Here is a 10981-nt window from a genome sequence, read left to right on the forward strand (position 1 = left end):
AACTTTAGGTATCGTATTAGCTGCGGTGATTGTGTTTGGGGGCTTTGTATACGTTTCATTTAATGGTGTACCGTGGAAAAAAGTTACGGTATCTCAAGAATTAGAAAAGCATGTCGAAAACAAGTACAACATTAATGTAGAAGTAGTAGACAAATATTATAACTATAAAGATGGAAGTTATGGAGCCACGTTTAAAGTACATAGAGATCAAGAAGAATTTACATTTAATAGTGATAAAGTAGGTAATGGTGAATATTTGGACTATTATGTAGAAGAATTATGGACAAGCCAATTAAAAAAGGAAAGTTATCCTATTATTAAACGTTCCTTTAAAAGTCTTCCAATTGAATCTTATGATTACCATTTCATTTATGGAATTGCTGATGAATTACAAATTAAGAGCGATAATATTCCTAATTACAAAAAGGTGAATTCTAAACTTGATCTTGTACTTCGATTACAGGACTATTGGAGTGAAGAAACGAAGAAAAGAGGAATCCATGAAACATATACCTTAATCCAGGAACTAAAAAAGCAAGGCATCGATAATATTGGCCTTATTATTGATTATAAAGAGAGAGCAGAAGAGCAAGAAAAAGGGCATATTTATCGTATTTTCTTTGAAGCAGGAGATTTAAAGAAGGTTCATACACCAGAAGATATAGAGAAATATTTAATTGAGGAATAAATGATGGCGATTCGCTATTCATTAAGAAACGTGTTAAAAATAAAAAACATACAAGGTGCTTATAAATTGAATTAGCGGGTTGTTTTGCTTGCAGCCAGATTGTCAGCACAGTACCATGTGTCACAAATATCAAAGGAGGAAAAGACAGTATGAGAATCGTTGTTACCAGTATATTTGTACAAGATCAAGAAAAGGCACTGGAGTTTTATTCAGAAAAACTAGGGTTTGTAAAAAAGGAGGACGTTCCTGCCGGAGAATTTAGGTGGATAACGCTTGTTTCTCCAGATGATCAAGACGGTACTGAGCTTTTGCTCGAACCGAATGTCCATCCTGCAGCAAAGGAATATCAAAAGAAGATATTCGCCGAGGGCATCCCAGCAACAATGTTTGGCGTTGCAGATATTCGCAAAGAGTACGAAAGATTAATGGAAAAAGGCGTGAAGTTTACTATGGAACCGACAAGAATGGGCGAAGTCACAATAGCTGTCTTCGACGATACATGCGGCAACCTTATTCAGATCGTGCAGAAGTAACTTTATGGCGAAGTAACGTAGTTCTTAATGAATTTATTGATAAACAAAATCTTCCGAGACGGAAGATTTTGTTTATTTTAAATGGGGATATCCTTGCTGACGCAGGGCTTCATATACTAATATAGCAGCTGTATTCGAAAGGTTCAGTGAACGAACATGATTACTCATTGGTATTCTTAAAAAGTGATCTTCATTTTTTTCTAGTAAATCTTTTGGTAAACCGGTTGTTTCTTTTCCAAACATAAAATAATGTTCTTTTGATACATCACTGAAATCAAAGGCTGAATGTGTTTTTTCACCAAACGTCTCAATATAGTAAAACTCACCTTGGTTTTTTGAGAAAAAGTCATCCAATGATTCATAATACGTTATGTTTACAAGCTGCCAGAAATCTAAACCTGCTTGTTTGATCATTTTTTCATCTGTTGAAAAGCCAAGAGGTCGGATTAAGTGTAAGGCTGTATCCGTTGCGGCACAAGTAAGTGCAATATTTGCAGTATTAGCCGGGATTTCTGGTTGATATAGTACAACATGTATTGCCAAGAATGGTCACCTCTATTTTTATTTTACCCTCCAAATTATAGCATACAGGTTGTACAGATTTGTACTTGAACGAAGCAGGATAGGTAAAGGGGAATAGTGTAGAATTAACAATATATAAAAAACTCTATTAAAAGTTTATTTATTGTATTTTTATAATGCTGACTAGAAGTTCTGATGAAAAAAAGAACTTCTTTTTTGTTTGTTGAAGAATGTAGCGAACAAGGTGAGAAGTTCTACGGCTTGTTGTTTATTTTTAGCTTATTGTTGGAATAATGAATACAACTAGTAGAAATAAGGAGTGTTTAATATGAGTAAAAAATGTTATGGCTGTGACTCAACAAACATTTATATCGAGGAAGAAGTGTTTGAAGAGGATTATATTATCCAACTTTATATTTGTGATAATTGTGAAGTAAGTGGCACCAGATTGGAATATTACGCTGATTAAAAACAAATGATTGAATCTTTATTAAGGCTTAGATGCCTGTCCCTCAATCGTTTAGCGATTGAGGGACAGGCACCTTTGTATTATTTAGAAGTGAATATAAATCTTTCTTTTAATGGTCTGCCTTCACTTCCTTTTTGAGTCCAAACAATTTCTACTTCTAATTCAGACGCTTCTTCAGCTAAAAGAAAACTGTGAAATTGATAGGGGATCTTCTCATTCAATTGTTCTGCTAAAGAAACTGATTGTTCAAAGTGGTTTTTATTACAATCAGTTTGATCAGGACAGCCAAATAGTGCATATTTTGTTTTAGAATTCGGTTGGTTTCTAAACAGATGGATTTCTGCAGATAACACGTCTTCACCAATGTTATCAACCTTTAAAGAATACCTATGGAAGTTGCCTTGTTTTGATTTTACTAGTCCTGTACCACCTAGTTTAGCTTTGTCTAATTTAACTGACCATTGTTTCGTTGTTTGTTCGGCCGGTAATTTATCAAACGTTAAAGCTTCTGTCTCTAGAGTTGTTGAGGAGATAAATAAAAGAGATAGTAGACATATTGCAAATATTTTTTTCATTGTTACGGTTACCCCCTAATTTTATTTTCTTATATTTTTCTCAAATTAAAATAAAGTATGCGGTTTTTAATGAATGGTTGAAGTAGAGAGTTTATGGGGATAAACCAGCTAATAGATTATCAAGAAAAACAAAAATACTCTAATATAAAAAAACAGCGGGAAACGAATGCTTCCCGCTGTTTTGTATGTTATTTAGCTGATTTTATCTTTAATCGCTTTGAAAATTTCATTGATTGATTTTCGCTAACAAATGTTGAGCCTAACAGCAATGCACCACCAAGCATTTGAACAGCTGTCATTTGTTCTTGCAAGATAATAGCAGAAATCACTAATGATGTGATGGGGTCTGCATAACTTAATGCAGCGATGCTCTGCCCTTTTAATTTCTGCATACCTGAGAAGAATAACAAAAATCCAATACCTGTGTGTACAATCCCTAAGATTAAAATAAATGGAATAGAAGAACTTGATGCTTCCAAAATGCCAAATCCTTCAGTAAAGAATACATATGGCATGAGAAGCAAGGTCGAAGTTCCAAGCTGAATGAATGTAATTTCGAGCCCGTCCATGTTTTTGATGAACTTGTTCAATAGCATTAATGAAGCGTAGAATATAGCTGCCATTAATCCATAGCCAATGCCAAGTAAATGACCTAACCCAGATGTACTTACACCACTATTACCAACAATCAACAACATACCCAGCATGGCTATACCAATGCAAATCATTTTCTTTGCAGATAATTTTTCTTTAAGTACCAGCGGCGAAAGAATCAGGACAAAGACAGGTGCAAAATAATAACTTAGTGCTGCATTAGAAATGGTTGTATGCTTGTACGCTTGGAAAAGGAAAATCCAATTTCCACCTAATGCAATACTCGAAAGTAATAAAACCAAAGCATTTGCTTTAACCAATGCCCATGAAAATTTTTTCTTCATCATGAACATGACTGTCATTAAAAAGAAACTGCCAATTAAACCACGTAATAAAGCTATTTCACTCGAAGATAAATCAATGTATCTTACAAATACGCCAATCGTACCAAAGATGATCATTGATAATAGGAACTGAATGTTAGATTTCATCGTCTACTCCTTCGAATCTGCGAAACAGCTTATATTTCGCAGATTCTTAATCTGTTTTTAATATAAGCTTATTCAGTGCTGATTCAACAGTTGGAGTAAACGGTGGCGGCGGTGATGTTGAAAAGGACTTCCAAGTATATAAATGTATATTGGATAATGGCATAATAATCCCCCTATTTCTATTAGCATATTGATATTGTCTAATTATACTTTATAGAAGCTTATTGAACTATAAGGTCTGTTTCTGCAACAGCGAATTTATTAGGTGAATTCGGAACATAGAATGAGGTTATTTATAATAGGTAATCAACCTAAACAGCTGGGGGACAGGCACCTTAACTAAGTCTGTTAAATGACGTTCTTTTGTATATTCAGTATAAGGTAAATCGTTTGTAATCGTTTGAATGTTACAATATACTGAAAATTAGGGATATTTTAACATTAGATTCGAGTGAACGCTCGTTCAATCCATACTTTTAGGGGGAAAATAGATGAAAGCCATTGTTTTGCGAGAATTAGGCGGACCTACTCAATTAAGATATGAAGATGTGGAAGTTCCGACGCCAAAAGCAAATGAAGTTTTAGTAAAACTTAAATATGCATCGTTAAATCGAAGAGACCTATGGATTACTTACGGGCAGTATCCAGGGATGGAACTGCCATCTATTTTAGGAGCAGATGGAGCAGGCGAGGTCGTTGCTGTTGGAGAGCAAGTTTCTGAAATTAAAGTAGGAAGTGCTGTTGTTATTAACCCCGCTTTGAATTGGGGAGAAAGCCGAGCTTTCCATGGACCGGATCACCGTATATTAGGAATGCCATCTGATGGTACATATGCAGAATATGTAGTTGTTCCAGCAGAGAATGTTTTTACAAAACCAACATATCTTTCTTGGGAAGAAGCGGCTGCTTTACCATTAGCAGGTGTAACAGCTTTTCGTTCCCTTATGTACAGAGGCAACCTTAAAAAGGGAGAAAACGTTCTTATTCCTGGAATTGGAAGTGGTGTGGCTCTGCTTGCTCTACAGATTGCTGTAGCACAGGGGGCAAATGTATTTGTTACATCTAGCAACGATGAGAAACTTGAAAGAGCAAAGCAGCTTGGGGCAAAAGGCGGGGTGAATTATCGCTCGGAAAACTGGGTAAAAGAAATGAAAAAGTTAATGGATGGTGCTGATCTCATCATTGATAGCGTTGGTGGAGAAAACTTCAATCATTTGATTAATTTAGCTAAACCAGGTGGACGTATCGTTAATTTCGGTGCTACGAGCGGAACAGTTAAAGAACTACTTCTTCCACGAATATTTTTTAAACACTTGGATATAAAAGGGTCTACAATGGGAAGCCCAGAAGACTTTAAAGAGATGCTCCAATTTTTTGAAGAGCACAAAATTTCTCCATATGTTGATAAATGTTATCCTCTTAAAGAAGCAATAGAAGCGTTGATTTATATGGAAAATGCGGTTAACTTTGGGAAAATTACCTTAAAGATTGAATAATAAAGTTTAGAAATGGTTTTATTTGAACTACTCTTTTAGATTAAACAGGGGTTGCTGCGGCAATCCTTTTTTTACTGATTTAATCAATCAATTATTTCTGTTTAGACATAATGATCTCATCCTTGTGTGGCCCTATCCAGGCAACCATTCATATTTTCCATCAAGAATGCTGCGATATCAATAAAACGGATAGAACAGGCAGTGGTTAATAGAGTTCTACTTAATCTACATCTGCAATATAGAAAAGAAGGAAAGACTTTGTTTATCAAGAGACTTGATATAAAATTTCTAGTAGAAAGCTAACAAATGATGTGATACATAATGGAGGGAATACAATTGCCACACTTAGTGATTCGAGGAGTATCGATTGAAGAGATGAAAAGAATCAGCAAGCCATTAGTAGGGGAGCTTGCAGAAATTTGTGAATGCGGGACAGATAATTTTACGTTCGAGGTACCTCATTCCACGTTTGTATTTGACGGGGAAGAAATTCCGGCTTTCCCGCTTATTGAAGTAAAATGGTTTGAACGCGGGCAAGAAACTCGCGATCGCTTCGCTCAATCTGTTACTAAATATATCATGTCAACAGGTGTTGATGAGGTAGAGGTCGTGTTTATTCCTTTCTCTGAACCTGCTTATTATATTAATGGCGAAAGAGTCGGAGATTAAAGGAAACATGAGGCTAGTGTGCCTGTCCCCCGATCGTTTAACGATTGGGGGACAGGCACATTAAACTTATTTTTTGAAAATATAGAAAATGATTCTTTCAAAAACATCCAATTGATCTGTAATAATGAAAGCCGGGAGGAGCATCATCGTAAGAAATACAACAAGATTAGAAACAACTCCTATTTTAAAGAAACTATTTAAAACCTTCATAATTATCCCTTCTTAGTTTTAGTGATGCTATATACTATTCTGGTATATTGAAAAAGATTGGACAATGTGTTAATAAAATAATAATAACAAGAAAACAATTCTATTATTTCTGTACTTCCCCGGAACTTCCTGATAGCTAATACAACTAGATTATTCCTATTTTATGATAAGAATTAACTAGAGATAATAGTGAGGGCAGCTTTACTAAAGGATAGTAATAGTGTAAGATTTATGTATGATAGTATTGCAATTATGGTGATGATTCACCGAATTTACTTGCAAGAAGGAGAAAAGAAGTTATTTTGGATCATTGACTGAAGAAAATATTATTTTTAGTCTACTTTGTTACCATTGTGGAGTCCTGCTACTCAACTATATTTATTGAGCCTAAGTCACCTCCACGTCAGCAATCTCAAAATGTACAAGTTACTATTCATCCGTTTTTATCCACAGCTCATGTGCGGTAGCAAGGATTAATAAGAAAGTCTCCGAATTAGGAGGCTTTTATTTTTTTTATCTAAATATATTTTTACTGATTGTACCTGTCCCTCATGACTAAACAGCCGGGGGATGGGTATCTTATCTTGTATTCCTTTTATGATTTAAATTATAATTGTTAAGAAAATTCAAATGATTTAAAGTTAGACAGCAAAACACTTTAAGGAGAAAAAATCATGTTAAATTCAGATTTGGATATACGCTTAGAACCTCGCATTAAAGAGTTATATCGATTACATAAAGAACGTTCTGCCAATATTGACTGGAGCTATCACGAATTTATTCCATGGGACAAGGCCATGTCCTTTAAACGAGTTCCTTGGGATGAGAGTCAAGTAACTCTTCCAGAAGGTGTAATTGTAGCGATAGAAACAGCGTTACTTACAGAAGTAAATTTACCTTGGTATACTTCGCATTTGGATTATACATTTAAAAATTCAATGGAAGTAATCAATGATTTCGTACGCGCTTGGACGGCTGAAGAAGACCAGCACTCTAACTTACTTGAAACGTATTTATTGGTGACACGAAACGTAAATCCTACAAGATTGCATGAATTAAGGAGACGAGTAGTTGAAAGCGGTTGGTTTCCAGACTTCACTAACCCTCTAGCAACAATGGCCTATACTTCATTGCAAGAGTTAGCTACACTCGTTTTTTATAATAATGTAGCTAAAATAGCGGGTCCGTATGATAAAGATTTAGCAACATTACTTCGACGTTTAGCGAAAGACGAAGCACTTCATTATGCATTCTATCGTGACACAGTGAAAGCACATCTTGAACTTGATCCGAATTTCATTGTTTATTTTGAGGATGTCATTATTAATTTCTCTATGCCAGGCGCCGTTATGCCAGACTTTAACGAGAGAATGAAAACCATTGCAATAGATGCGAATTATGGCCCACTACAATACTTTGACCAAGTATTAGACGTAGTCGTGACTTATTGGGATATTGCTAACTTACAACCCACTAGCGAAGAAGCCAAACAATCGCAAGCGAATATATTGAAATATCATGGGCGTTTAAAAAGAATTAAAGATCGCCATCTAGCAAAAAAATAAAAAGTAGATGTATGAAAGGGTTTTTATAATGAAAGCAACTTGCGAATTATGTGGAAAAGAAACAAAAGATAAAGTAAGTTATTTAGAACTTGAAACGTGGGAATTTGATGTTTTGAAGAAAGAGAAAAAAGATTTTTACTCTATTTGTTTTGATTGTTTTGATAAGCATACCAATCATTTCATTGACAAGGAGACGGATCTTGAATTGAGAAAAAAACGTTCTCTTTCGGTGAATAGAGAGATTCAAGAAGAAATTGAGGCTATTCTTGAAATTGAAAGTTGAAGAAGAAAATCAAATAGCATAGCCTTCAAAAAAGAAAGCAAACTAAAATAGCGGATGCCAATAACAAAAAAATAATACGCTGATCTCTTTGTGCAGTGTATTTATAATTGTTGGTATCTAAGGGCAATAACTAAATCGAACTACAAGGATGGTGAAAACATGTTTAAAAATAAGCAAATGAAAAATAAGACTGCTTCATCTAAAACAGATGTGGAAATTCCAAATGATGGACTTACAAAATTAGCATTAAAAGCTCAAAAAAATAAGGACCTTCTAACTGCCCTTCAAAATTTAACTTGATGTTTTTGAGGGATTCTAAAATTAATCGTTATTAAGACAGTCTTTTTGTTTTAGGTTAAACAAATGGAATGAACGGATGTAAAAGTTAAACAGGGATTGCTGCAGCAATCCCTGTTTATGATGCCTGTGAAGAATTGTAATTATGGTATGGGAAGTGTTTTAAATCATTATTTTCTTACAAAGTATGTTTCACCGAGAACTTCTTTCGTTTCATAAGTACCTAGTGTTAATTCCGTTTCAACAAATGCTTCAATATCGGATTGTTCAACATCATACATGATTTCAATCTCTTTCGAAAATAAAAGTTTTTCTTTTTCAAGCAAGCTTGAAAGGGATGGTTGTTGGATTGGTTGTAGTTCTTCCACATTTAGAACTTGCTTTAATCCGTCAACATAGTATTCAAACGAGCGACCACCGACAATTTTCACGCCCTTATTTTCCTCATTAATCATGATAATGGTAGGAAATCCTCTAGCACCTAGACTTCTTGCAAGACCAAAATCTTCATTTAACAATTGTTGTCCAGATGGTTGTTCAGCTTCATTTACAAGTGTTTTTCCATCAAGTCCAAGTTTATTTACTATTTCAATCAAAACGGATTTATCTGAAATATTTTGATTAAATGCGAAAAGCTCTTCTCTTGCACGTCGTAAATAATCATAAGCTAATGCATCATTATGATTTTTTTGAATTACTTTAAATACACGCGAGGGCGGGTAGGATGATTGAACTGGATTGTCAATCATGAGTGACCCATCAATTGGCATACGTGAATATTCTCCAATTTCCCTCCAGTGACCAGCAACGTCTGCGGGTTTGTAAATTCCGTTCGCAGGATCAATTGGTCCGTCATGCCATTTTTCCAGTAGTCCTCCCATGACTGTATGAAAGTTAAAATAGTATCCGTATTGTTCTTTAAAACGACGAAGAGTGGGTTCAATCGCCCAGCAATGAGAGCAAATTGGATCAGTTACATAATAGAGATTAATCGATTTCTTTGGTTGATTAAAATCAATAACCTCCATTTCTTCCTCTCCAGCTGCTCCGCATACACCTGTTTCTAAATCACAAATCATATTATTGTTTTTCAATTCATTTTCCCCCATCTCTGTAAAATTAGTAAAAAGACTTAGTACTGGCTGAGTTCCTACTGTTGAAACTTTTGATACGGTTAGAATCAAACGCAAATTGTTAGCTGCTGTAACTTAAGGGAAGAACCGTAGCTGACAATTCCAGCTGCTTATTATTCCGCGCCTTATAGTTTGCTTTGCAATTCTATTTTAAGCCATAATGAAACCACCAATAAACCAATAGTTAATTGGATTTGTCGTTTATACAACACATCGAAAAAATTGTTTAAAAAGTAGGAGGGACGATGATATGACTCAATCAAAGACAGATCCCCGAATTCTACGTACTCGCAAATTAATCATGGATTCTTTCATTGAACTTTCAGGTAAAAAAGAATTCAAAGAGATTACCATAAAAGATATAACTGCAGAAGCCATGATTAACCGTGCAACATTCTATTATCATTTTAAGGATATATATGACTTATTAGAGAAGGTATTATCAGAAGTATTGTTAGTTAATTTGAATTCTGATTCCTACCAGAATGACGAACTAAATGAAAAAGCGCTCGTAAGTATCTTCGTTGCTATAACAAATTTTCAAACGTCATTATCTAATCGTTGTCATAGAGGATACGAAGATACCATTGCACGTATTATTAGGGAACAGCTTGAAATCATTTTTTATAAAATGTTGTTAAAACAAAGTACAACTGAAGAGGGGAAATCTTTAAAAATTACAGCTGTCATATTAAGCTGGGGAATTTACGGTGCGTCTGTAGAATGGAGAAGAGATAGTAAGGAGCTGTCGCCGGAAGAATTTATCAAATCAGCAATTCCTTATATCATGTCTGGGATTGATGTTGGCATATTAAAAAAATGAATCGGCTATTGTTTTAAATCCTTAGCATGTTGACATTGTGAACGAATGTACTTAAACGGATTGGGTAGTGTTTATCTAATAAGTGGAAGAACTTTTTTGTCGGGTGAGTTTAGTTGAATTAACATTCAAAAATGTCCGTTTAAGATTTTAGGGGTGGGGCAAACTAAAAAAGATTGCCAAAGGGGGTTACCAAATGAAGGATGAAAAAAATAAAATAAAGTATGACGCTGATGGAAATGTTTTATCACCGGCGTCAAATTCGAAAGAAAGACCAGCATCTCTCGACTCTAAACGAGGAATCTTAGATGAAAAGAACCCGGATGATTTTGAATGAAAAATACTTTAACATATTGTCCAGCAGCTGTGCTTTCTTTTTAATAAACCGTTTAACAGATCTGTCTAATATATTTATTCCGCTGAAAAATCATGTTTAGGCTTTAAAAGTGGTTGAAGAGGCTTGTCCATAGAAAATGGTATAAGATGATTTTTTAGGGCAACCTCTTTCTTTAATTAATACCTAATCATTCACCTAGCTCTTATTCCGAAAAGATTTTGAATGAATTAAGAAATTTCCTCACACAGCTTTAAACATAAGTTTAACAAACAAAAACCTCCAATTTAGTATGTACTCAT

Annotated in this window: 15 protein-coding genes; 10 read left to right on the forward strand and 5 right to left on the reverse strand. The window is 34.7% G+C overall.

Translation table 11 applies throughout. The annotated features are described in order from the left end of the window. A partial coding sequence (locus V7068_RS14230; protein WP_499713335.1) for a YfjL-like protein occupies positions 1 to 688 on the forward strand: 688 nt, incomplete at its 5' end. 149 nt (positions 689 to 837) lie between these two features. Continuing rightward, complete coding sequence (locus V7068_RS14235) at positions 838 to 1221, forward strand: VOC family protein (RefSeq protein ID WP_499713336.1); 384 nt, start codon at positions 838 to 840, stop codon at positions 1219 to 1221. A gap of 72 nt (positions 1222 to 1293) precedes the next feature. Here V7068_RS14235 and trmL read toward each other — a convergent pair whose 3' ends face one another. Next, positions 1294 to 1764 carry a tRNA (uridine(34)/cytosine(34)/5-carboxymethylaminomethyluridine(34)-2'-O)-methyltransferase TrmL gene (gene trmL / locus V7068_RS14240; protein WP_499713337.1) on the reverse strand — a complete coding sequence of 157 codons (471 nt, stop codon included), beginning with the start codon at positions 1762 to 1764 and terminating at the stop codon, positions 1294 to 1296. A 307-nt stretch (positions 1765 to 2071) separates the two neighbouring features. Between trmL and V7068_RS14245 the strand changes: the two genes are divergently transcribed. After that, positions 2072 to 2212 (forward strand): hypothetical protein, encoded by a 141-nt coding sequence (locus V7068_RS14245; RefSeq protein WP_499713338.1) that lies wholly within the window; start codon positions 2072 to 2074, stop codon positions 2210 to 2212. An 80-nt stretch (positions 2213 to 2292) separates the two neighbouring features. Here the strand turns inward: V7068_RS14245 and V7068_RS14250 are convergent, their stop codons facing one another. Together V7068_RS14250 and V7068_RS14255 are read right to left on the reverse strand one after the other, a co-directional pair. Further along, entirely contained in the window at positions 2293 to 2787 is a 495-nt protein-coding gene (locus tag V7068_RS14250; protein ID WP_403033178.1) for a YozF family protein, read from the reverse strand. A 188-nt stretch (positions 2788 to 2975) separates the two neighbouring features. Further along, positions 2976 to 3872, reverse strand: coding sequence for a DMT family transporter (locus tag V7068_RS14255; protein ID WP_499713339.1), 897 nt, complete (start codon positions 3870 to 3872; stop codon positions 2976 to 2978). A 491-nt stretch (positions 3873 to 4363) separates the two neighbouring features. Here V7068_RS14255 and V7068_RS14260 point away from each other — a divergent pair, with 491 nt between their 5' ends. Both V7068_RS14260 and V7068_RS14265 read left to right on the forward strand, forming a co-directional pair. Beyond that, positions 4364 to 5368 carry a quinone oxidoreductase family protein gene (locus V7068_RS14260; protein WP_499713340.1) on the forward strand — a complete coding sequence of 335 codons (1005 nt, stop codon included), beginning with the start codon at positions 4364 to 4366 and terminating at the stop codon, positions 5366 to 5368. A 336-nt stretch (positions 5369 to 5704) separates the two neighbouring features. Beyond that, a complete protein-coding gene (locus V7068_RS14265) occupies positions 5705 to 6037 on the forward strand; it encodes a DUF1904 family protein (protein ID WP_119118027.1) in 333 nt (110 codons plus the stop codon). A 66-nt stretch (positions 6038 to 6103) separates the two neighbouring features. Here the strand turns inward: V7068_RS14265 and V7068_RS14270 are convergent, their stop codons facing one another. After that, positions 6104 to 6247 carry a hypothetical protein gene (locus V7068_RS14270; RefSeq protein WP_252289476.1) on the reverse strand — a complete coding sequence of 48 codons (144 nt, stop codon included), beginning with the start codon at positions 6245 to 6247 and terminating at the stop codon, positions 6104 to 6106. Between the two features lie 674 nt (positions 6248 to 6921). On the opposite strand from V7068_RS14270, the gene V7068_RS14275 reads away from it, so the two are divergent. From V7068_RS14275 to V7068_RS14285, 3 genes are all read left to right on the forward strand, one after another. Beyond that, positions 6922 to 7812 (forward strand): acyl-ACP desaturase, encoded by an 891-nt coding sequence (locus V7068_RS14275; protein ID WP_499713341.1) that lies wholly within the window; start codon positions 6922 to 6924, stop codon positions 7810 to 7812. A 28-nt stretch (positions 7813 to 7840) separates the two neighbouring features. After that, entirely contained in the window at positions 7841 to 8095 is a 255-nt protein-coding gene (locus V7068_RS14280; RefSeq protein ID WP_252293679.1) for a hypothetical protein, read from the forward strand. Between the two features lie 159 nt (positions 8096 to 8254). After that, the gene (locus V7068_RS14285; protein ID WP_499713342.1) at positions 8255 to 8395 is read left to right on the forward strand and encodes a hypothetical protein; all 141 of its coding nucleotides are present in this window, start codon (positions 8255 to 8257) and stop codon (positions 8393 to 8395) included. A 167-nt stretch (positions 8396 to 8562) separates the two neighbouring features. Here V7068_RS14285 and V7068_RS14290 read toward each other — a convergent pair whose 3' ends face one another. Continuing rightward, on the reverse strand, positions 8563 to 9486 hold the full coding sequence (locus tag V7068_RS14290; protein WP_499713343.1) for a DsbA family protein: 924 nt from the start codon (positions 9484 to 9486) through the stop codon (positions 8563 to 8565). 289 nt (positions 9487 to 9775) lie between these two features. Between V7068_RS14290 and V7068_RS14295 the strand changes: the two genes are divergently transcribed. Together V7068_RS14295 and V7068_RS14300 are read left to right on the forward strand one after the other, a co-directional pair. After that, positions 9776 to 10348, forward strand: coding sequence for a TetR/AcrR family transcriptional regulator (locus V7068_RS14295; RefSeq protein ID WP_499713344.1), 573 nt, complete (start codon positions 9776 to 9778; stop codon positions 10346 to 10348). A gap of 193 nt (positions 10349 to 10541) precedes the next feature. After that, a complete protein-coding gene (locus V7068_RS14300) occupies positions 10542 to 10682 on the forward strand; it encodes a hypothetical protein (protein ID WP_164853143.1) in 141 nt (46 codons plus the stop codon). Positions 10683 to 10981 lie beyond the last annotated feature (299 nt).

The sequence above is a fragment of the Bacillus sp. JJ634 genome (assembly GCF_036962285.1).
Classification (GTDB): Bacteria; Bacillota; Bacilli; order Bacillales; family DSM-1321; genus Peribacillus; species Peribacillus asahii_A.

Coding starts and splice junctions, on each gene's coding strand:
- V7068_RS14235 (WP_499713336.1), top strand. CDS start 838: ATGAGAATCGTTGTTACCAGTATATTTGTACAAGATCAAGAAAAGGCA.
- V7068_RS14250 (WP_403033178.1), bottom strand. CDS start 2,787: ATGAAAAAAATATTTGCAATATGTCTACTATCTCTTTTATTTATCTCC.
- V7068_RS14270 (WP_252289476.1), bottom strand. CDS start 6,247: ATGAAGGTTTTAAATAGTTTCTTTAAAATAGGAGTTGTTTCTAATCTT.
- V7068_RS14255 (WP_499713339.1), bottom strand. CDS start 3,872: ATGAAATCTAACATTCAGTTCCTATTATCAATGATCATCTTTGGTACG.
- V7068_RS14260 (WP_499713340.1), top strand. CDS start 4,364: ATGAAAGCCATTGTTTTGCGAGAATTAGGCGGACCTACTCAATTAAGA.
- V7068_RS14275 (WP_499713341.1), top strand. CDS start 6,922: ATGTTAAATTCAGATTTGGATATACGCTTAGAACCTCGCATTAAAGAG.
- V7068_RS14295 (WP_499713344.1), top strand. CDS start 9,776: ATGACTCAATCAAAGACAGATCCCCGAATTCTACGTACTCGCAAATTA.
- V7068_RS14245 (WP_499713338.1), top strand. CDS start 2,072: ATGAGTAAAAAATGTTATGGCTGTGACTCAACAAACATTTATATCGAG.
- V7068_RS14285 (WP_499713342.1), top strand. CDS start 8,255: ATGTTTAAAAATAAGCAAATGAAAAATAAGACTGCTTCATCTAAAACA.
- V7068_RS14280 (WP_252293679.1), top strand. CDS start 7,841: ATGAAAGCAACTTGCGAATTATGTGGAAAAGAAACAAAAGATAAAGTA.
- V7068_RS14300 (WP_164853143.1), top strand. CDS start 10,542: ATGAAGGATGAAAAAAATAAAATAAAGTATGACGCTGATGGAAATGTT.